This is a genomic window from Nocardioides taihuensis (assembly GCF_042657275.1).
Classification (GTDB): Bacteria; Actinomycetota; Actinomycetes; order Propionibacteriales; family Nocardioidaceae; genus Nocardioides; species Nocardioides taihuensis.
Map to the genome: position 1 here is coordinate 678,916 of NZ_JBHSKD010000027.1, position 19,163 is coordinate 698,078.

The following is a 19,163-nucleotide window of genomic DNA, read 5'->3' on the forward strand; positions in this document are numbered from 1 at the left end:
AGGAGGGAGACGTCGATGCCACGACCGGACACCGGGCTGGGTTCCGTGCTGGGGTCGTGGCTCGAGCGCTGGGCCGTGGGGTCCCAGCAGGTCTCCCGCCGCAACGCCATGATCGCCCTGACAGCGCTCACGCAGCGACGGGCAGAGCTGATCGAGGTCGAGGAGTACCTCGCCGCCCTCCGGGAGCCCTCGCTCCCGGGGAGCACCGCCAGCGTCGCCGGGGCAGGCGGCTAGGGCAGTGCCCTGGGGGGCGATCGGGCCCGCCGTCACCTCCCTCCCGACGGCGGGGCCGGTCGCCTCCCCGGGACGACGTCCGGCGCTCCGGCAGACTGGAGCCCATGGCTCCCTCCACCCCCTCCAGCCCCTCCTGGGCCGCGACGGCGGACCGGGCGCCCGGGCTGCTGCTGGCGCTCCTGGACCGGGTGGCCTGAGCCGTGCGCCGCTCCGCCTTCGCCGCCGTCGGCACCGCCGGGTGCCTGGGCCTCGCGCTGCTCGCCGGCTGCAGCGACGACGACGGCGGGGCGGGCCCGCCGACGGTCACCGCCAGTCCGGGCACGTCGTCGGCGGCGCTCCCGACCGGCGGGGCACCGGGTGGCGAGCAGGGCGGGCGCGACCCGGTCCCCGAGGTCGTCGGGGTGGTCGCCGACCACCTGGCCGTCCCGTGGGGCGTGGCCTTCCTGCCCGACGGCACCGCGCTGGTCACCGAGCGCGACACCCGCCGGGTGCTCGCGATCGCGCCGTCCGGCCGCGTGCGCGAGGTGGGCCTGGTCGAGGAGGCGGCGCCGCAGGGCGAGGCCGGCCTCCTCGGCATCGCCGTCCCGCCCGACTGGTCGCGCGGCGACGACGTCTTCCTCTACGTCACCACCACGTCCGACAACCGCATCCTGCGCGCGCCGTACGACGGGCGCCGGCTCGGGCCGACCTCGGTCGTGCTCGACGGCATCCCGGCCGGCTTCATCCACGACGGCGGGCGGCTGGCCTTCGGCCCCGACGGCTACCTCTACGCCTCCACCGGGGAGACCGGCGATTCCGCGCTCGCCCAGGACCGCGGCACGCTGGCCGGCAAGATCCTGCGGATCACCACCGACGGCGAGCCCGCGCCCGGCAACCCCGACCCCGGCTCGCCGGTGTGGACGTGGGGCCACCGCAACGTGCAGGGCCTCGCCTTCGACGACGAGAGGCGGCTGTGGGCCTCGGAGTTCGGCGACCAGACCTTCGACGAGCTCAACCTGATCGAGAAGGGCGACAACTACGGCTGGCCCGAGGTCGAGGGCCGGGGGGACGACCCGGCGTACACGAACCCGCAGGTCGTCTGGGAGACCGCCCAGGCCTCCCCCAGCGGCCTGGCCTGGCTCGAGGACCACCTCTGGCTGGCGGCGCTGCGCGGTGAGCGGCTGTGGCGGATCACGGTCACCGACGGCGGCAGGGCGACCGACCCGACCGACTTCTTCGTCGGGGAGTACGGCCGGCTGCGCACCGTCGTGCCCGCCCCCGACGGCTCGCTCTGGGTCACCACCAGCAACCGCGACGGTCGCGGCACGCCGGCTGCCGCCGACGACCGCATCCTCCGGGTGGAGCTCCGCTGACTGTGCGCCAGAAATTGGCCGGAACGCTCTTGTATTGAAACCGCCGCCGTTCTACCGTGGAGCCCACGGCAACCACGGGAGGGCCGAGCGATGACGAGGGCCGACGGACCGGCGGACACGCGGATGATGGGGATCGTGCACGGGGCGCTGCGACGCGACCTGCTGCGGGCCCGCGAGGCGGTGGCCGACCCGCCGTACCCGCGCGGACGCCAGCGGCGGGCCCTCGGCGAGCACGTCGTGTGGTTGATGGACTTCCTCCACGGCCACCACACCGGCGAGGACGAGGGGCTGTGGCCGGCGGTGCGCGAGCGCGACCCGTCGGCGGGCGCCCTCCTCGACTCGCTCGAGCAGGACCACCGGCACATCGAACCCGCGGCCACCGCGCTGCGGGCCGCGGCGGAGCGGTACGCCGCGACCACGGACGACGACGCCCGCACGGCCCTGGTCACGGCGCTCGACGACCTCGGCGAGGTGCTCTTCCCCCACCTCGACCGCGAGGTCGAGGAGGCGATGCCGGTGGTGTCGCGCGCCCTCACCCGCGCGGAGTGGGACGCCATCGAGCAGGAGCACCACGTCCGGCCGAAGTCGGTCCGCGAGCTCGGCTTCGAGGGGCACTGGCTGCTCGACGACCTCGACCCCGAGGGCCGCGACGTGGTGGTCCACACGGTGCCGGCGCCGGTCCGGGTGGTGCTGCTGCACGGGTTCCGGCGCCGCTACCGGCGGCACTGCGCGGCCGTGTGGCAGCCCGACCCCGCCGAGCGCACGGCGCCCGTGGCGTGAGCACCGACCAGGCGCCCACGCGGCGTCCCTACCGCTCCCCGCGGCGACAGCAGCAGGCGGCCGAGACCCGCGCCGCCGTGGTGGAGGCCGCGACCCGGCTCTTCGGTGAGCGCGGGTGGGCGGCGACCGGCATGCGCGACGTCGCCCGCGAGGCGGGGGTCTCGGTGGAGACCGTCTACGCGGGCTTCCGCACCAAGGCCGACCTGCTCATGGCGGCCCTCGACGTGGCGGTGGTGGGGGACGCCGCGCCGGTCCCGCTCGAGGAGCGCCCGCAGTTCGCCGGGCTCGCGCAGGGCACCCGGACGGACCGGGCACGGGCCGCGGCGGTCCTCGCCGCCGACATCCACCTCCGCACCCTCGGCGTGAACCTCGCGCTGCGCGAGGCCGCGGCCTCCGACCCCACGCTCGACGGGCTGATGCGCCAGCGCGAGGAAGGCCGCCGCCACAACGTGGCGACGGCCGCGGCGCTCGTCGCCGGCCGCGAGGTCTCCCCCGAGGTCGTCGACGGGCTCTGGGTCGTCGTCGACGTCGGCCCCTACCGCCTGCTGACCGACCTGCGCGGGTGGAGCCACGAGCAGTACGTCGCGTGGCTGGCCGACAGCATCCTGCGACTCCTCGCCGACCCGGAGGAGGCATGAGCGCGGGCGCGCGGCGCGATGTGCCGTGGACGTGCCGGGTCGAGGCGGAGGTCGCCGCCCCGGTGGAGGCGGTGTGGGCCGTCGTCGCCGACCCGACGCGCACCGGCGAGTGGAGCCACGAGTGCCACGAGGTCGGCTGGCTCGACGGCGCCGTCGGGGCACGACCCGGCGCGCGGTTCCGCGGCGCCAACAAGGCAGCCGTCTGGCGCTGGCACCGCACCTGCGAGGTGCTCGCCGTCGAGGACGGGCGGTCGCTCACGTGGCGGACCGTCCCGACCTGGCGCTACGTCGACAGCACCGTGTGGCGGATCACGCTCGAGCCGGTCGGGGCCGGCACGCGGATCGTGCAGACCTACGAGGTGGTCCGGTGCCCGGCGTGGTGGGCGTGGCTGGTCGCCCGGGTGGTGCCGCCGCACCTCGACCGCTCGGCCGGGTTGCGCGCCGACCTCGAGCGGATCGGCGAGGTCGCTGCTGCCGATGCGGGCGCCTGAGAGTCAGGGGGTCGTCACCAGCGCCCGCCGCGAGGCCCGGCGCAGGGTGGTGAGGATCGCCGGGCCGAGGAGGGTGATCGCGACGGCGGTGGTGATCGCGCGGCCGGTGTCGAAGGAGCCGGTCGAGGTCAGCAGCGTGTAGACGAGGAACCGGTGGAGGTTCTCGGCGAGCGGGGCGCCGGCGACGTACGCGAGCGAACCCTGCTCGCCGGAGACCTGGATGCCGAGGGCGAAGGGCCACGACGACAGGTTCATCAGCAGGCCGTAGGCGTAGGACGCCACGACGCCGTACGCCGCGAGCAGCGCGATCTCGGCGCGACCGGTGAAGCGGCGCGGCAGCAGGCCCGCGCCCATCCCGACCCACGCTGACACCAGCATCTGGAAGGGCAGCCACGGCCCGACCCCGGCGGTCATCAGGGCCGACGCGAACAGCGAGGTGCAGCCGAGCGCGAAGCCGAAGCCCGGCCCGAACACCCGCCCGGCGAGGATCAGCAGGAAGAAGACGAGCTCGACTCCCCCAGTGCCGGCGGAGAGTCCGCGCAGCAGGGCGTTGGCCGCCGACAGCACGCCGAGGATGGCCAGCACCCGCGGGTCGAGCCCGCCCTCGCTGACCTCGGCGAGCACCACGGCGACCACGACCGGCAGCAGGGCCAGGAAGACGAACGGCGGGTCCACACGCGTCGTGTCGCCCACCCGCAGCAGCAGGGGCCAGCCGAGCATCATCAGCCCGGCCAGCGACGCCGTGCCGAGCACGGCCGCGGAGCGGGGGGTCAGCCGGACGGCGGCGGTCGGGGTGCTCACGAGGCCGCACCGCCGGGCGCGGTCGCGGCGAGCAGCGGCGCGACCTGGTCGACACGCAGCCAGGGCGGTCCGAGCACCTTGGTCACCTGGGGTGCGAAGGCCGGCGACTCGGCCACCACCCGCAGCACCGGTCCGGAGGAGACGACCTCGCCCTCGGCCAGCACGACCACGTCGTCGGCCACCTGCGCCACGAACTCGACGTCGTGGGTGGCGACCAGCACCGCGTGCCCGGTGGCCGCGAGCTCGCGCAGCATCGCCGCGAGCGCCGCCTTGCCCGGATAGTCGAGGCCGCGGGTCGGCTCGTCGAGCAGCACCACCCGGGGCGCGGCCGACAGCACCAGCGCCACCGCGAGCGCCAGCCGCTGGCCCTCGGAGAGGTCGCGCGGGTGCCGGTCGCCGGGGATGCCGGGGGCCAGGCGGTCGAGCGCCTCGCGCGCGGCACCCGAGCCGCCGTCCGCGGCCCGGCACTCGTCGTCGACGGTCTCGAGGTAGAGCAGGTCGGCGGCCGTCTGCGGCACCAGCCCGACCAGGCAGCGGCGCTGGGCCGGCTCGAGCGAGGCGGGGTCCTGGCCGTCGACGGCGACCGTGCCACCGCGCCGCCGCGTCGTGCCCTGGAGGGTCCACAGCAGCGTCGACTTCCCCGACCCGTTGCGCCCCATCAGCGCGGTGACGGCGCCGGGCCGCAGGTCGACGCCCACCTCGCGCAGCGCCACCGTCCGCCCGTGGGTCACGGTCAGGCCCCGGGCGCTGAGCACCGGGCCTGCCGACGGCGGGCCCTCGACGCGCGCCGGCTGCTGCGGGAGCCGCTCCGCCAGGCCGCGGGCCAGGCGGCGGGCGGCCCGCACCGTCAGCGGCAGGGGGTCCCAGCCGGCCGCGCGGCCGAGCTCGACGATCGGGGGTACGACGGGTGAGGTGGCGAGCACCGCGGCGGGCTCGCCGACCACGACCGACCCGTCGCCGCGCAGCAGGGCGATGCGGTCCGCGAACGGCACCACCCGCTCGAGCCGGTGCTCGGCCATGAGCACCGAGATGCCGAGGTCGTGCACGAGCCGCGCGAGGGTGGCCATCACCTCCTCGGCCGCCGTCGGGTCGAGCGCCGAGGTGGGCTCGTCGAGCACCAGCACCCGCGGGTGCATGGTCAGCACCGAGCCGATCGCCACCCGCTGCTGCTCGCCGCCCGACAGCGTGGTCAGGTCGCGGTCGCGCAGCGCGGCGATGCCGAGCAGGTCGAGAGTCTCCTCGACGCGGCGGCGCATCGTGGCGGCCGGCAGGCCGAGCTGCTCCATGCCGTAGGCGAGCTCCTCCTCGACCGTGTCGGTGACGAAACCCGCGGCGGGGTCCTGACCGACGTACCCGACGACGTGCGCGCGCTCGCGCGGCGGCCGGCGCACGATGCTCTCGCCGTCGAGCCGGACGTCGCCGTGCAGCGCCCCGCCGGAGAACCGCGGCACCAGACCGGTCACCACCCCGAGCAGCGTCGACTTGCCGACGCCGGTCGGGCCGGAGACCACGACCAGCTCGCCCTCCTCCAGCGTCAGGTGGACGTCCTCGAGCACCCGCTCCTCGTCGTAGGCGAAGCCGATGTCGCGCAGCTCGATCACGCCGCCACCGCCTCGGGGACGTCGGTCGGCAGCTCGCGCAGCGTCCGCGGGACCGCGGGCGGTGGGGCGCACAGCCCGCCGCCGAGCGCGACCAGCAGCCCGGCGAGGGCGACGCCGCTGACCTGCGGCCAGGCGTCGAGGGCCGGGTAGGCCAGCGCGACCTGGTGCGTCGAGACCCACCAGCCGGTGGCGCCGGCGACGACGCCGGAGGCCATCACGACCAGCTCCGGCCAGCGCCACGGGTCGGGGCGGTAGCGGGTGCGCTCGACCCGCTGCCCGGCGCTGGCCAGGCCCGCCACCGCGACCGCGACGCCGAGCCCGAGCATGGGCAGGGCCAGCAGCCGCGGCGCGGTGCGGTCGAGCAGGGCGTAGGTGCCCACGCAGATGCCGAGGAGCCCGCCGAGCATGAGGGCGCCGGTACGACGCCGGTCGGCCGGGCTGAGCCCGGCGGCGCGGCCGTAGCCGCGGGCGTCCATGCCGGCGGCGAGGGCGAGCGAGCGCTCGAGGGCGTCCTCGAGCACCGGCACCAGCAGCCGGCGCAGCCCGCGCACCCGGCCGGACTCGCCCCCGCGCAGCGCCTGGGCGGCCCGCACGCGGCGCAGGCTGTCGGCGAACTGGGGCAGCACGGTGACCGCCACCACCAGGGCGGTGCCGACCTCGTAGAGCGCCGGCGGCACCGAGCGCAGCAGTCGCTTGGGGTTGGCCAGGGCGTTCGCGGCGCCGACGCAGATCACGATCGCGGCCAGCCGCAGCCCGTCGTACAGCCCGGCGAGGAGCGACTCGAGGGTCACCGGCCCGAGCAGCGTGAAGCCCTCGACCCAGTCGGGCAGCGGCACCGTGGGCAGGGGCAGCAGCACGATCTCGCCACCACCGCCGAAGAGGATCCGGAAGGCCACCCGGATCACCACGATCACCACGCCCATCCAGCAGTAGAGCCGGAACGAGCGCGCCCAGGGCTGCTCCGAGCGCCGCGCCGACACGACGAGCGCCGCGACCGCGACCACCGTCAGCAGCACCAGCGGGTTGGTGGTCAGCGACGCCGCCGCGGCAAGCCCCAGTGCCCACACCCACCAGGCGACGGGGTGCAGGTCACGGGGCAGCCGCGCAGCGGACATCAGCCGGCATGCCTCCGACGGGCGAGGGCCACGGCGCCGGCAGCGACGAACAGCCCGCCCGCCAGGCTCGGCGGCAACCAGACCGGCAGGCCCTGCTCGGCGCCGGTCGCCGGCGGGTCGGCCGTGGTGGCGTCGTCGGTGGCCCCGTCGGTCGCGGCGTCGGTCGGTCCGGACGTCGGGTCGCTCGGCCCGTCGTCCTGGCCGACCCGATCGCGGTCGGCGCGACGCTCGTCGCGCTGCCGGCCCTGCTCGTCGCGTGCTCCATCAGCGTCGGAACCCGTGCGCTGCCGGTCGCGACCGCCGGTGGCGGCGCCACTGGTCGTCCCGCCCGTCGTGGAGGAGCCGCCCGTGGTGCCGGAGCCGCCCGAGCCGCCCGACCCGGAGCCGCCGGACCCTGGGCCCCCGGACCCGGAGCCGCCGGACCCGGTCGTGCTCGTGGTCGGGGCGGGCTCGGAGCCCGGCGCGTCCACGGCCGGGTAGTCCTGGTCGCCGCCGTCCTGCCAGACGAAGGCGACCCCGCCGCCGTCGGGCACGTCGAGGGAGTCCACGCCCTCGCTGGAGTAGGTCCACGACCCGGAGCCGTCGGACCAGAACAGCCCCCAGTAGGCGTTGGCCGGCGGCATCCGCGTGCAGTTCGCGTCCTCGGGAAGGCCGTCGACCTTGCAGACCGCGCCCGGGAAGTTCTGCACCCGGGTGAGCGTGTGCGAGACCGCGAACAGGTCGGCGGCGGTGTCACCTCCCCCGTCGCTCACGCACGAGGTCCGCACCCCGCCCTGCTCTCCCGACCCGTCGACGACCACGCTCACCCCGGTGTCACCGGAGCACGTCGCCGCGGTCGCGGGCGCAGCCGGCAGCAGCAGCCCCGCCGCCGCGGCCAGCGCGGCCGCGGCGAGGGGCGTGAGGAGCTGTCGGGAACGCACCGGCCTCAGGCCTGGCACGAGACGAGGTCGTACTGCAGCGCCGGCGCCGCCTGCGCGCTCGCGCGACGCCACTGGTCGCGCGCCTCGACCGTGATGCCGGTGCCGACGGCGGAGTCGAAGGCCGCCCGGTCGTAGGCGATCGCGCCGGGGTCGTCCACCAGCGGACCGGCCTGATCGGCCGGAACCTGCAGCTTCGACACCCACGCAGCGGCCTTGTCGGCGGCCCGGCAGGCGCCCGCCTCACCCAGCGCCCAGCCCGCGAGGCCGGTGCTGTTGGCGTTGCTCGCCTCGGTCGAGGTCCCGCCACCGAAGCTGCCGTTGTCCTTCTGCCGGCGCTTCAGCCAGGTCAGGGCGTCCGTGATCGCGGCACGCACCTTCGTCGTGGTGGCACCGGCCGGGAGCGCCTGCAGCGAGAGCACCGCCAGGGCGGTCGCGTCGGTGTCGGGCGCGCTGATCCCGGTGCGGCTGCCGGCGTCGCACGACTGGTCCTGCTTGGCCTTGCCCGGGAGGTTGAGCCGGAAGTAGCCGGCGCTGCACTGCTGCTTCAGCAGGTAGCCGCGCACCTGGGCGGCCCGGTCCGAGCCCGCGACGCCCAGCGCCTGCGTGGCGAAGGCCTGACCGACCACGTTCACGTAGTCGTCCGGGGCCTTGTCCTCGACCCGTCCGACGATCGGCTTGTCGCTGCTGACCCGGGCCTCGAGCCGGCTGACCAGGTCCACGCCGCCGTACGACGTCGGGTCGTAGCCGTTCTCCTGGGCGACGACGACGGCCTTGGCGACCGAGCCCGCGAACACCTGACGCTTGTAGGTCGTCCAGTCGTCGACGTGGCCGGCCAGCGCGTCGGCCATCGGCGCGGCGTACGACGCGAGGCCGAGGCCGTCGAGGCCGAGCACGATGTCCGCGGTGAGGCCGTAGTCGTCGAAGTCGAACTGGTCGTTGTGGACGAGGTGCTCGGCGTTGGTCTGGGCGACCAGCCAGTCGGCGGCGGACTCGGCGGAGCCCGGCGCGGGTCCGGCCTGGGCCGGGGTGGCGGCACCGACGGCACCGAGGGCGAGGGCTCCGGCCGCGACCACGGCGGCGGCACGGGAGACGGGGGACGGGTGGCGCATGAGTTCCTTCCCGCTGCGACAGCGGGCGGTGCGCCCGAGGGGACCCCCGGGTGTCCACCCGCTGCTTTCCACGACAGCGTGTGTTCAGGACGCGTCGCTGCGGGTGCTCCGGCTCGCTGCCACCGTCGGGGACGGTGGCGGCCTACGGTTGCGGGTCAGCGCCGGACTTGGACCGGCTTCCCCCACGGCGGGCGTGTGACGGGTTGTGTGCTCGCGCAGACTACTCCACCCGGGACGCCGTGGCGCCGGGCGGCCGGGGGTGCGGGATCAGGACAGGCGCTCGAGGATCAGCTCGCGCACGCGGCCGGCGTCGGCCTGGCCCTTCATCTCCTTCATCACCGCGCCGATCAGCGCGCCGGCGGCGGCCACCTTGCCGTCGCGGATCTTGTCGGCGACCTCGGGGTGGGCGGCGATCGCGGCGTCGACCGCCGCGCCGAGGGCCCCGTCGTCGGAGACGATCGCGAGGTTGCGCGCGGCCACGATCTCCTCGGGTGAGCCCTCGCCGGCGAGCAGCCCGTCGAGGACCTGGCGGGCCAGCTTGTCGTTGATCGTGCCGGCGTCGACCAGCGCCTGCACGCCGGCCACGTCGCCCGGGGTCACGGAAAGGTCCTCGAGCTCGACGCCGTCCTCACGGGCCCGGCGGGCCAGCTCGCCCAGCCACCACTTGCGCGCCGCCTGCGGGGTCGCGCCGGCCACGATGGTGCGCTCGACCAGCCCGAGCGCGCCGGCGCCGACGGTGTCGCGCATCTCGAGGTCGGAGAAGCCCCACTCGGCCTGCAGCCGCGCCCGCCGCTCGTGCGGCGGCTCGGGCAGCTGGGCGCGCAGGGCCTCGACCCACTCACGGCTCGGGGCGACCGGCACCAGGTCGGGCTCGGGGAAGTAGCGGTAGTCCTCGGCGTCGGACTTCTCCCGGCCGCTCGTGGTGACGCCGGTGTCCTCGTGCCAGTGGCGGGTCTCCTGGAGGATCGACTCCCCCCGCGAGAGCACGGCGGCGTGGCGCTGCACCTCGTAGCGCACCGCCCGCTCGACCGAGCGCAGGGAGTTGACGTTCTTGGTCTCGGTGCGGGTGCCGAGCACGTCGGACCCGGCCGGCGCCAGCGAGAGGTTGACGTCGCAGCGCAGCGACCCCTGCTCCATCCGGACGTCGGAGACGCCGAGGCCGAGCAGCAGGTCGCGCAGCTGCGCGACGTACGCCCGGGCGACGGGCGGCGCCTGCTCGCGCGTGCCGGTGATCGGCTTGGTGACGATCTCGATGAGCGGGATGCCGGCCCGGTTGTAGTCGACCAGCGAGTAGTCGGCGCCGTGGATGCGGCCCGAGGTGCCGACGTGCAGCGACTTGCCGGTGTCCTCCTCCATGTGGGCGCGCTCGATGCCGATCCGGTAGGTCTCGCCGTCGACGTCGACCTCGGTCCAGCCGTCGAAGGCGATCGGCTCGTCGTACTGCGAGGTCTGGAAGTTCTTCGGCATGTCCGGGTAGAAGTAGTTCTTCCGCGCGAAGCGGCACCACTCGGCGATCTGGCAGTTCAACGCCAGACCGATCCGGATCGCGGACTCGACCGCGATGGCGTTGACCACCGGCATCGCGCCGGGCAGGCCGAGGCAGGTCGGGCAGACCTGGGTGTTGGGCTCGGCACCGAAGGCGGTCGGGCAGCCGCAGAACATCTTCGAGGCGGTGTTGAGCTCGACGTGCACCTCGAGGCCGAGGGCCGGGTCGAACTTCGCCAGCGCCTCCTCGAAGGAGAGGAGCTCGGCGGGGGTGGAGGTGGAGGTCATCAGCGGGCTCCGCTCGTGGCCAGGTCGGGAGCACGGTCGAGCAGGGGTCCGCCCCACACGTCGCGCAGCAGGGTCTCGACGGCGGCGCCCACGCGGTAGACGCGCTCGTCGGCGGTGGCCGGCGCGAGCACCTGCAGCCCCGTCGGGAGGCCGTCCTCGTCGGCCAGCCCGCTGGGCACCGAGATGCCCGGGACGCCGGCCAGGTTCGCCGGGATCGTGGCCAGGTCGTTGAGGTACATCGCCAACGGGTCGTCGAGCTTCTCGCCCAGCCGGAAGGCCGTGGTGGGAGCCGTCGGCGAGACGAGCACGTCGGCCCGCTCGAACGCCGCCTCGAAGTCGCGGGCGATCAGCGTGCGCACCTTCTGCGCCTGTCCGTAGTAGGCGTCGTAGTAGCCGCTGGACAGCGCGTACGTGCCGAGGATGATGCGGCGCTTGACCTCGTCGCCGAAGCCGGCGTCGCGGGTGGCGCGCATGACGTCCTCGGCGCTGGGGTTCTCGATGTCCTCGGGCACGACCCGCAGGCCGTAGCGCATCGCGTCGAACTTGGCGAGGTTGCTGGACGCCTCGGCCGGGAGGATCAGGTAGTAGGTCGCGAGCGCGTGCACGAAGTGCGGGCAGGACACCTCGACGACCTCGGCGCCAGCACCGACCATCAGGTCCACCGACTCGCGGAAGCGGTCGAGGACGCCGGCCTGGTAGCCCTTCCCGCCGAGCTCCTCGACGACGCCGATCCGGACGCCGGAGAGGTCGCCGGTCGCCCCCTGCCGGGCCGCGGCGACCAGGTCGGGCAGGGGCTGGTCGATGCTCGTGGAGTCGCGGGGGTCGTGGCCGCCGATCACCTCGTGCAGCAGCGCCGCGTCGAGGACCGTGCGGGTGACGGGTCCGGCCTGGTCGAGCGAGTTGGCCAGGGCCACCAGGCCGTAGCGCGAGACGCCGCCGTAGGTGGGCTTCACGCCGACGGTGCCGGTGACCGCGCCGGGCTGGCGGATCGAGCCGCCGGTGTCGGTGCCGATCGCGAGGGGTGCCTCGAAGGCCGCGACCGCCGCGGCCGAGCCGCCGCCCGAGCCGCCGGGGATCCGGTCGAGGTCCCACGGGTTGTGCGTCGGGCCGTAGGCGGAGTGCTCGGTGGAGGAGCCCATCGCGAACTCGTCCATGTTGGTCTTGCCGAGGATCGGCAGCCCGGCCGCGCGCAGGCGCGCGACCACGGTGGCGTCGTACGGCGGGACCCAGCCCTCGAGGATCTTCGAGCCGCACGTCGTGGGCAGCCCGGCCGTGGTCATCACGTCCTTGACCGCGATCGGGACGCCGTCGAGCGGGGAGGCGGCCTTGCCCGCCGCGCGCCGCCGGTCGGCCGCGGCGGCCTGCGCGAGGGCGCCCTCGGCGTCGACGTGGAGGAAGGCGTGCACCGCGCCGTCGACCTCGCCGATGCGGTCGAGGTGGGCGCGGGTGACCTCCTGCGAGGAGGTCTCCCCCGCCGCCAGCGCGTCGGCGAGCTCGGCGGCGGTGCGGCGGGTCAGGTCGCTGTGCTCCGAGGTGGTCACTGCTCGTCCCCCAGGATCCGCGGGACGCTGAACCGCTGCTGCTCCTGCTCCGGGGCACCCGACAGCGCCTGCTCCGCGGTGAGGCCGGGGGTGACCACGTCGTCGCGGAAGACGTTGGTCAGCGGCAGCGGGTGCGAGGTCGGCGGGACGTCGTCACCGGCCACACCGGTGATCGAGGCGACGGACTCGAGGATCACGCTCAGCTGGGGTGCCAGCTGGTCGAGCTCCGCGTCGGACAGGTCGATCCGGGCGAGCGTCGCCAGGTGGGCGACCTCGTCACGGGTGATCTCAGGCATGCGCAGGCTTCCTGCCGGGGGTCGGGATGACGCCCATCCTAGGAAAGCCGGCTGAGCCCTCGGGCTCAGGGCTTCCCGGGTGGTCCGTGCCCCTGCCCGGGGTGGTCGTGGTCGTGGCCGTTGGCCTGCCCCGGCGGGGAGGTCGGCGCCGGGGCGGGGTCCGCGGTCGTCGGGTCGCCGGTGGGCTCGCCGGTCGGCGCGCTCGTCGTCGGATCACTGGTCGCGGCGTCCTGCTCCGTCGTGCCGGGAGCGTCCCTCGAGACGCGGGCCGCGCCGCCCGACGGCGTCGGGTCTGACGGGCTCACGGACCCGGTGCTCAGCGTCTGCGGGGGTACGACGGCGACGTCGTCGTCGCCCCGGTCGTGCGTCTGCCCGCCGATCGGGCCGTGCACGTCGGCCGGCGAGGTGGACGGCAGCAGCACGAGCACGGCGGCCAGCGCCACCCACGTGCCGAACCCCGCGAGCAGGGTCAGCAGCGGGGCGGGGCGTCGAGGACGCCACGCCACCCGCTTGACGTGCTTGCCGGACATCCGGACCAGACTAGACCGGTCCGCACCACACGCAACTCGGCGGCCACCCAACCCCACGCCCCCTGGCGGCCATCTCTGCAGGTACACCCATCTCGAGGAGGACCGATGACCCGATCCCCGACCGACGACGAGTTCGCCGAGCTCGTCGCGGCCACCTGGGGCTCGCTGTACCGCACGGCGTACCTGATCCTGGGCGACCACGGGCTGGCCGAGGACCTGGTGCAGACGGCGCTCGCCCGCACCTACGCCTCCTGGCGCCGGGTCCGCGACGTCGGGGCCGCGCCGGCGTACGCGCGCACCACACTGGTCAACACCGCCGCCGAGTGGATCCGCAAGCGGTCGTGGCGGCGCGAGCTGCCGACCGAGACCCTCACGGAGCCGCAGGTGGAGGGGGCCGACCCCAGCCTGCGCCCCACCGTGGTGGCCGCGCTCGACCTGCTGGCCCCGCGCCAGCGGGCCGTCGTGGTGCTGCGCTACTACGAGGACCTCTCGGTCGCGGAGGCCGCGCGGGTCCTCGGCTGCTCCGAGGGGACCGTCAAGTCGCAGACGCACGACGCGCTGAAGGTCCTCCGGTCACACCTGGGCGACTCCGTCGTCCCCCTCAGCTCCGGGAGCACGTCATGACCGCACGACTCAGCCAGCTGCTGCACGACGAGGCGACGCACCTCGTGCCGCCCGTCCCCGACACCGCCGCCGTCCTCGCCGAGGGGCACCGGCTGCGCCGCCGCCAGCGGGTCACCGCCGGCCTCGCCGCGGCCGGCGTTGCCGCCCTCGTCGCCGCCACCGTCGGCGTCGTGGTCGTCGCCGGCGACGGCGGGTCGCGCGCGGTCGACCCCGCGACCACGGACGACCACGCAGCCTGGGCCGTGGGCTCCGACGTCCACGTCGACGGCCACACGGCGCAGGTGCCCGACACGGTCCACTCGCTGCACTACACCGCGGCCGGCGTGCTGGTCCGCAGCAACCCCCACGACGGCGCGTCCGACGGCTCGGGCCCCGAGTCGCTGACGCTCGTGCGCTGGGACGGCTCCACGGTCGACCTCGGCACCGTGCCGGAGGGCGTCGGGCCGGCCACCGACCCCGACGAGGACGTCTACGCGCTCGCCGAGCCCGCAGGCGACGGCTTCGTCGCCGTCGTGCGCGACGTGGAGACGGGGGACGTGGCACGGAAGGTGCCGCTGCCCGACCTCCCGCCGAGCTACTGGGAGGTCCCGCCGCTCGGGCTCGACGGCGACACCCTGTACGTCGGCTACCGCAACCAGACCGTGGCCCTCGACATCGCGACCGGCGAGGGTGGCCCGGTCGACGGGCTGGGCGGCGGCATGCCCGCCGTCGCCGGAGGGCACACCGTCGCCCGGCAGGGCGGTGAGGACGCCGTGCTCGACGTGGTGAGCGGGAAGACGCTCCTCACCCTCGCGGGCGGCGCCTGGCCCGTCCTCTCGCCCGACGGCAGCCTCCTGCTCCTCGGCGACCAGGTGCTCGACGTGTCCACCGGCGCGACGACGACGCTGCCGAGCACCGGGTCCGACTGGGGCTGGACCAGCGGCGGCGACCTGTTCGCCGTGGCCGGCGACCGCGTCACGACCTGTGACGCGACGACCGCGGAGTGCACGGACGACGCACTGACGCCGCCCCTGCCACGGGACGCCTTCCCCCGCCTCGGCGGTCGCACCTACGAGAGCTAGGTGCATGCCGGGGTCCGTCTCTAGTGCGGGCTGTGGGTGTGCGTGTGCCCCGGCGGGGTGGACGGCGGTCCGTGCGACGTCGACCCCGTCGGGGTGGTCGTCGTGGTCGTCGGGTCGCTGGAGGTGGGGTCGCTCGTGCTGGTCGGGGCGGTCGTCGGGTCGCTGGTCGGCGGACCGGTCGTCGGGCCGGTCGTCGGGCCGGTCGTCGGCGTGCCCGGGTCGCCGCCGTTCCCACCGGTGGTGGCGCTCGTCCCGCCGGCGCCTCCGCCGTCGCCCACCGGGCCGGCCGCCGGGTCGCCGCCCCCGGCCGGCGACCCGGTGGCGGGGTCGCCGGCCGAGGCGGCGGCAGTCGCGGCGATGGCGACGCGGACGATCGCCCGGCTCGCTCCGGCACGACGGTCGGACGGGGTGGCGTCCACGGCCGCGGTGGGCGCAAGACGCAGGGTCCGGGGCGGCACGGCGGCGGGCGGCACGGCGTCGCGGACGACGGTGCCGGCCAGCGAGCCGTGCGCATCCGGGGTCGTGCCGGCCGGCGTGAGCAGCAGGGCGAGGGAGACGGCGGCCCAGGCGACGAGCGCCACGGCGACCGCCAGCACCGGCGCGAGCCGCTGGGGGCGCCACGCCGCACGCTGGCTGTGCCGACCGGACACCCGGCCAGACTAGGCGTCCGCGGGCGTGCGGGACTCCCGGTCCAGACCTCGCCTCACCCAGATGAGGGACGGCACGCCCCGGCTCAGGCCCCGGTCCCGACGCCGCCCTCGGGCCCGGAGTCGAGCAGCCGCTTGAAGCCGTCCTCGTCGAGCACCGGCACACCGAGCTGCTCGGCCTTGTCGGCCTTGGAGCCGGCGTTCTCCCCGACGACGACGTAGTCGGTCTTCTTCGACACCGAGCCCGCGGCCTTGCCGCCGCGCGCCAGGATCGCCTCCTTCGCCGAGTCGCGGCTGAAGTCGACCAGCGACCCTGTGACCACGACCGTGAGGCCCTCGAGGGTGCGGGCGACGGATTCGTCGCGGGCGTCCTCCATCGCGACCCCGGCCGCCTCCCACTTGTCGACGATCGCGCGGTGCCAGTCGACCTCGAACCACGCGATCACCGCCTCGGCGATGGTCGGGCCCACGCCCTCGGCCGCCGCGAGCTGCTCCTCGGTCGCGGCGCGGATCGCCGCCATCGAGCCGAACTCCTGGGCCAGCGCCCGGGCCGCGGTCGGCCCGACGTGGCGGATCGACAGCGCGACCAGCACCCGCCACAGCGGCACCTGCTTGCGTTCGGCGAGGTGGGCGAGCAGCCCCTCACCGTTCGCGCTGAGCTGCGGGCCCTCCTCCCCCTTCTTCGGCGCGCGGGTGAAGAGGTCGGTGCGCAGCAGCTTGTCGCGGTCGAGGTCGAAGACGTCGCCCTCGTCGGAGATGACGCCGGCAGAGAGCAGCGCGTGCGCCGCCTCCGAGCCGAGGCCTTCGATGTCGAACGCGCCGCGGCTGGCCACGTGGTAGACCCGTTCGAGCAGCTGGGCCGGGCAGGCCCGGGTGTTGGGGCAGCGGAGGTCCTTGTCGCCCTCCTTCTGCTGCGCCAGCGGGGTGCCGCACGAGGGGCACTCGGTCGGCATCACCCACTCCGCGAGGCCCTCCGGACGCAGCGGCAGCACCGGCCCCACGATCTCGGGGATCACGTCGCCCGCCTTGCGCAGGATCACCGTGTCGCCCGGGCGGACGTCCTTGCGCCTGACCTCGTGCGCGTTGTGCAGCGTGGCCCGCTCCACCGTGGAGCCGGCCACGCGGACCGGCTCCATGACCCCGAACGGCGTGACCCGGCCGGTGCGCCCAGTGTTCACCTCGATCGCGAGCAACCGGGCGTTGACCTCCTCGGGCGGGTACTTGAAAGCGATCGCCCACCGCGGGGCACGGCTGGTCGAGCCGAGCCGCCGCTGCAGGGCGACGTCGTCGACCTTCACGACCACGCCGTCGATCTCGTAGGGCACGATCGAGTGCCGGTGGTCACCGGCGTGCTGGATGTAGTCCTCGACCTCGGCCAGGGTCGGCAGCACCCGCACCTGCTCCGACACGGGCAGTCCCCACGCCGCCAGCGCCGCGTAGGCGTGGGACTGCGCGACGGGCTCGAAGCCGCGGCGCGCCCCGATGCCGTGGCAGACCATCCCGAGAGCGCGGGTGGCGGTGACCCGCGGGTCCTTCTGGCGCAGCGACCCGGCGGCCGCGTTGCGCGGGTTGGCGAAGACCGGCCGGCCCGCCTCGGTCATCGACTCGTTGAGCCGCTCGAAGGCCTCGACGGGCAGGAAGACCTCACCGCGCACCTCGATCAGCTCGGGCACCGGGAACTCCTCGGTGCCGCGCAGCCGGTGGGGTACGGCGTCGATGGTGCGAACGTTGGGCGTGACGTCCTCACCGGTGCGACCGTCGCCGCGGGTCAGCGCCCGCACCAGGCGGCCGCCCTCGTAGAGCAGGTTGATCGCGAGGCCGTCGACCTTGAGCTCGCAGAGCAGGGCCGGGTCGGTCACGCCGTCGCGGGCCAGCCGCGCGTGCCACGCGGCGAGCTCGTCGTGGCTGAAGGCGTTGTCGAGGCTCTCCATGCGCTCGAGGTGGTCGACGGCCGTGAACTCGGTGGAGACCGCGCCGCCCACCTTCTGCGTCGGCGAGTCGGGGGTGCGCAGCTCGGGAAACTCCACCTCGAGCTCCTCGAGCCGACGCATGCGCCGGTCGAAGTCGGCGTCGGAGAGCGTCGGGCTGTCGAGCACGTAGTAGCGCCAGCGCGCGTCCTCGACCTGCTCGGCCAGCTCCTGGTGCTCCTCACGGGCCTCGGCGGGCGCCGGCTGTGGGGTGCTCATGGGGGACATCTTGCCGGGTCGCGCCGACAGGTCGGGGCCCACCGATCCGTCACACTGGCGGCTCCGAACCAGATCCGTGGAGACCGCCCTGCCCGTGCAGTCCGAGGACCGGCACCAGCCCGCACTGACCCGTCTCGACCCTGCGGGGACCGCCCGCGCGGTCGTGCTGATGCTGCACGGCGGCAAGGAGCGATCGCGCCAGGCCGTCGACGGCCGCAGCGCGTCGTGGCGACGCAGTGCGGCGATGCAGCGGGCGATCGCACCGGGGGCGCACGAGGCGGGCGTGGCCACCTGCCTGCTCCGCTACCGCCGGCGCGGCTGGAACGGCGGCCCCTCCCCCGTCGCCGACGCGCGGTGGGCCCTCGGGGAGGTGCGCGAGGTGTACGGCGACGTGCCGGTCGTGCTGCTGGGCCACTCGATGGGCGCCCGCACCTCGGTGCACGTGGCCGACGAGCCCGGCGTGGTCGGGGTGGTCGCGCTGGCGCCGTGGCTCCCGCCGGGCGAGGAGGTGGCCGCCCTGGCGGGACGCCACCTGGTCGCGGCGCACGGGTCGCGCGACCGGATCACCTCGGCGCGCGCCACCGCGACGTACGTCGAGCGGGCGCGCCGGGTGGCGGCGTCGGCGGACCTGGTCGACATGGGCCGGCTCGGCCACTACATGCTCCGCGGCGCCGCCGACTGGAACGAGGTCGCCCTCACCCGCAGCCTCGACCTGCTGGACCGCTGGACGGACCGACCCGGACCACCAGCCGCCACTGGTCCAGACCGTCCGGAGTAAATCGATTTCGCGGGAATCGTCGGGCCGCCTAGCCTGTTCGGGATGAAACGAAACAGTTTCGTTTCATCCGAGTAACAGGAAACGGAGACCCTCACCGCCATGACTCCCATCGAGGCCTCGACCCGTCCCCGGGTCGCGGGTGACCGCGAGCAGGAGATCCTCGAGGCCGCCCTCGAGGTGCTCGCCGACGTCGGCTACGACCGCCTCACCATGGACGCCGTGGCGACCCGGGCGAAGGCCTCCAAGGCCACGCTCTACCGCCGGTGGAACAGCAAGGTCGCGCTCGTGATCGACGCCCTGCTGTCGCAGAAGGAGGCGCCGCCCGTCCCCGACACCGGCAGCCTCCGCGGCGACCTGCTCGAGGCCTTCTGCGGCCTCGGCGGCCTCGTGGAGCACAAGACCGTCGCGACGCTCTCGAGCGTGCTCACCGCGATCGACCGGGACCCGGAGTTCGCCGCGGAGTTCCGCACCCGCGTGGTGGGACCCAAGATCGCGACGTCGCTGGCCATCTACGAGCGAGCGCTGGCCCGCGGCGAGGTGCGTGCCGACCTCGACCCGTCCCTGTTCGGCCCGGCTCTCGCCGGGATCCTCCTCCACCGCAGCTTCATGCTCGGGGAGCCACCGACCCGCGAGCTGATCGCCCGCGTCATCGACCAGATCATCCTGCCTGCCGCCAGGCCCTGAGA

General features: G+C 75.2%; 20 protein-coding genes. 9 read left to right on the top strand and 11 right to left on the bottom strand.

Annotation, left to right across the window (positions count from 1 at the left end; translation table 11 throughout):
* Window positions 1–15 precede the first annotated feature (15 nt).
* From ACFPGP_RS21285 to ACFPGP_RS21305, 5 genes are all read left to right on the top strand, one after another.
* The gene (locus ACFPGP_RS21285) at window positions 16–234 is read left to right on the top strand and encodes a hypothetical protein (protein WP_378593188.1); all 219 of its coding nucleotides are present in this window, start codon (window positions 16–18) and stop codon (window positions 232–234) included.
* A gap of 200 nt (window positions 235–434) precedes the next feature.
* The gene (locus ACFPGP_RS21290) at window positions 435–1,586 is read left to right on the top strand and encodes a PQQ-dependent sugar dehydrogenase (protein ID WP_378593189.1); all 1,152 of its coding nucleotides are present in this window, start codon (window positions 435–437) and stop codon (window positions 1,584–1,586) included.
* Between the two features lie 90 nt (window positions 1,587–1,676).
* Window positions 1,677–2,366: a hemerythrin domain-containing protein gene (locus ACFPGP_RS21295; protein ID WP_378593191.1), complete on the top strand. Its 690-nt coding sequence runs from the start codon at window positions 1,677–1,679 to the stop codon at window positions 2,364–2,366.
* The gene (locus ACFPGP_RS21300; RefSeq protein ID WP_378593192.1) at window positions 2,363–3,004 is read left to right on the top strand and encodes a TetR/AcrR family transcriptional regulator; all 642 of its coding nucleotides are present in this window, start codon (window positions 2,363–2,365) and stop codon (window positions 3,002–3,004) included. The genes ACFPGP_RS21295 and ACFPGP_RS21300 overlap by 4 nt, the downstream gene beginning before the upstream one ends.
* Entirely contained in the window at window positions 3,001–3,495 is a 495-nt protein-coding gene (locus ACFPGP_RS21305; protein ID WP_378593194.1) for an SRPBCC family protein, read from the top strand. The genes ACFPGP_RS21300 and ACFPGP_RS21305 overlap by 4 nt, the downstream gene beginning before the upstream one ends.
* Window positions 3,496–3,498: 3 nt before the next feature.
* Here ACFPGP_RS21305 and ACFPGP_RS21310 read toward each other — a convergent pair whose 3' ends face one another.
* From ACFPGP_RS21310 to ACFPGP_RS21350, 9 genes are all read right to left on the bottom strand, one after another.
* Window positions 3,499–4,296 (bottom strand): ECF transporter S component, encoded by a 798-nt coding sequence (locus ACFPGP_RS21310; RefSeq protein WP_378593196.1) that lies wholly within the window; start codon window positions 4,294–4,296, stop codon window positions 3,499–3,501.
* Entirely contained in the window at window positions 4,293–5,897 is a 1,605-nt protein-coding gene (locus tag ACFPGP_RS21315) for an ABC transporter ATP-binding protein (protein ID WP_378593198.1), read from the bottom strand. Before ACFPGP_RS21315 ends, ACFPGP_RS21310 begins: the two co-directional genes overlap by 4 nt.
* Complete coding sequence (locus ACFPGP_RS21320; RefSeq protein ID WP_378593200.1) at window positions 5,894–7,012, bottom strand: energy-coupling factor transporter transmembrane component T; 1,119 nt, start codon at window positions 7,010–7,012, stop codon at window positions 5,894–5,896. Before ACFPGP_RS21320 ends, ACFPGP_RS21315 begins: the two co-directional genes overlap by 4 nt.
* Complete coding sequence (locus ACFPGP_RS21325; RefSeq protein WP_378593202.1) at window positions 7,012–7,932, bottom strand: hypothetical protein; 921 nt, start codon at window positions 7,930–7,932, stop codon at window positions 7,012–7,014. Before ACFPGP_RS21325 ends, ACFPGP_RS21320 begins: the two co-directional genes overlap by 1 nt.
* A 5-nt stretch (window positions 7,933–7,937) precedes the next feature.
* Window positions 7,938–9,041: a prenyltransferase/squalene oxidase repeat-containing protein gene (locus ACFPGP_RS21330; protein WP_378593204.1), complete on the bottom strand. Its 1,104-nt coding sequence runs from the start codon at window positions 9,039–9,041 to the stop codon at window positions 7,938–7,940.
* Between the two features lie 267 nt (window positions 9,042–9,308).
* Window positions 9,309–10,814, bottom strand: coding sequence for an Asp-tRNA(Asn)/Glu-tRNA(Gln) amidotransferase subunit GatB (gatB, locus tag ACFPGP_RS21335; protein ID WP_378593206.1), 1,506 nt, complete (start codon window positions 10,812–10,814; stop codon window positions 9,309–9,311).
* Window positions 10,814–12,355: an Asp-tRNA(Asn)/Glu-tRNA(Gln) amidotransferase subunit GatA gene (gene gatA, locus ACFPGP_RS21340; RefSeq protein ID WP_378593208.1), complete on the bottom strand. Its 1,542-nt coding sequence runs from the start codon at window positions 12,353–12,355 to the stop codon at window positions 10,814–10,816. The genes gatB and gatA overlap by 1 nt, the downstream gene beginning before the upstream one ends.
* The gene (gene gatC, locus ACFPGP_RS21345) at window positions 12,352–12,651 is read right to left on the bottom strand and encodes an Asp-tRNA(Asn)/Glu-tRNA(Gln) amidotransferase subunit GatC (RefSeq protein WP_378593210.1); all 300 of its coding nucleotides are present in this window, start codon (window positions 12,649–12,651) and stop codon (window positions 12,352–12,354) included. The genes gatA and gatC overlap by 4 nt, the downstream gene beginning before the upstream one ends.
* Before the next feature lie 65 nt (window positions 12,652–12,716).
* Window positions 12,717–13,181, bottom strand: coding sequence for a hypothetical protein (locus tag ACFPGP_RS21350; RefSeq protein WP_378593211.1), 465 nt, complete (start codon window positions 13,179–13,181; stop codon window positions 12,717–12,719).
* Between the two features lie 105 nt (window positions 13,182–13,286).
* Here ACFPGP_RS21350 and ACFPGP_RS21355 point away from each other — a divergent pair, with 105 nt between their 5' ends.
* Window positions 13,287–13,805, top strand: a complete 519-nt coding sequence (locus ACFPGP_RS21355; RefSeq protein WP_378593213.1) for a SigE family RNA polymerase sigma factor — start codon at window positions 13,287–13,289, stop codon at window positions 13,803–13,805.
* Window positions 13,802–14,866, top strand: coding sequence for a WD40 repeat domain-containing protein (locus tag ACFPGP_RS21360; protein ID WP_378593215.1), 1,065 nt, complete (start codon window positions 13,802–13,804; stop codon window positions 14,864–14,866). The genes ACFPGP_RS21355 and ACFPGP_RS21360 overlap by 4 nt, the downstream gene beginning before the upstream one ends.
* 20 nt (window positions 14,867–14,886) lie before the next feature.
* Here the strand turns inward: ACFPGP_RS21360 and ACFPGP_RS21365 are convergent, their stop codons facing one another.
* Together ACFPGP_RS21365 and ligA are read right to left on the bottom strand one after the other, a co-directional pair.
* A complete protein-coding gene (locus ACFPGP_RS21365) occupies window positions 14,887–15,516 on the bottom strand; it encodes a hypothetical protein (RefSeq protein WP_378593218.1) in 630 nt (209 codons plus the stop codon).
* 83 nt (window positions 15,517–15,599) lie between these two features.
* Complete coding sequence (gene ligA / locus ACFPGP_RS21370; protein ID WP_378593579.1) at window positions 15,600–17,708, bottom strand: NAD-dependent DNA ligase LigA; 2,109 nt, start codon at window positions 17,706–17,708, stop codon at window positions 15,600–15,602.
* A 67-nt stretch (window positions 17,709–17,775) separates the two neighbouring features.
* Here ligA and ACFPGP_RS21375 point away from each other — a divergent pair, with 67 nt between their 5' ends.
* Window positions 17,776–18,477, top strand: coding sequence for an alpha/beta hydrolase (locus ACFPGP_RS21375; RefSeq protein WP_378593220.1), 702 nt, complete (start codon window positions 17,776–17,778; stop codon window positions 18,475–18,477).
* A 99-nt stretch (window positions 18,478–18,576) separates the two neighbouring features.
* Window positions 18,577–19,161, top strand: a complete 585-nt coding sequence (locus ACFPGP_RS21380; RefSeq protein ID WP_378593221.1) for a TetR/AcrR family transcriptional regulator — start codon at window positions 18,577–18,579, stop codon at window positions 19,159–19,161.
* The last annotated feature ends 2 nt before the right edge of the window (window positions 19,162–19,163 follow it).

Excerpts from the sequence above, each read along its gene's own strand:
- ACFPGP_RS21285 (WP_378593188.1), top strand. The coding sequence starts at position 16 with ATGCCACGACCGGACACCGGGCTGGGTTCCGTGCTGGGGTCGTGGCTC.
- ACFPGP_RS21295 (WP_378593191.1), top strand. The coding sequence starts at position 1,677 with ATGACGAGGGCCGACGGACCGGCGGACACGCGGATGATGGGGATCGTG.
- ACFPGP_RS21305 (WP_378593194.1), top strand. The coding sequence starts at position 3,001 with ATGAGCGCGGGCGCGCGGCGCGATGTGCCGTGGACGTGCCGGGTCGAG.
- ACFPGP_RS21320 (WP_378593200.1), bottom strand. The coding sequence starts at position 7,012 with ATGTCCGCTGCGCGGCTGCCCCGTGACCTGCACCCCGTCGCCTGGTGG.
- ACFPGP_RS21330 (WP_378593204.1), bottom strand. The coding sequence starts at position 9,041 with ATGCGCCACCCGTCCCCCGTCTCCCGTGCCGCCGCCGTGGTCGCGGCC.
- gatB (WP_378593206.1), bottom strand. The coding sequence starts at position 10,814 with ATGACCTCCACCTCCACCCCCGCCGAGCTCCTCTCCTTCGAGGAGGCG.
- gatC (WP_378593210.1), bottom strand. The coding sequence starts at position 12,651 with ATGCCTGAGATCACCCGTGACGAGGTCGCCCACCTGGCGACGCTCGCC.
- ACFPGP_RS21350 (WP_378593211.1), bottom strand. The coding sequence starts at position 13,181 with ATGTCCGGCAAGCACGTCAAGCGGGTGGCGTGGCGTCCTCGACGCCCC.
- ACFPGP_RS21355 (WP_378593213.1), top strand. The coding sequence starts at position 13,287 with ATGACCCGATCCCCGACCGACGACGAGTTCGCCGAGCTCGTCGCGGCC.
- ACFPGP_RS21360 (WP_378593215.1), top strand. The coding sequence starts at position 13,802 with ATGACCGCACGACTCAGCCAGCTGCTGCACGACGAGGCGACGCACCTC.
- ligA (WP_378593579.1), bottom strand. The coding sequence starts at position 17,708 with ATGTCCCCCATGAGCACCCCACAGCCGGCGCCCGCCGAGGCCCGTGAG.
- ACFPGP_RS21380 (WP_378593221.1), top strand. The coding sequence starts at position 18,577 with ATGACTCCCATCGAGGCCTCGACCCGTCCCCGGGTCGCGGGTGACCGC.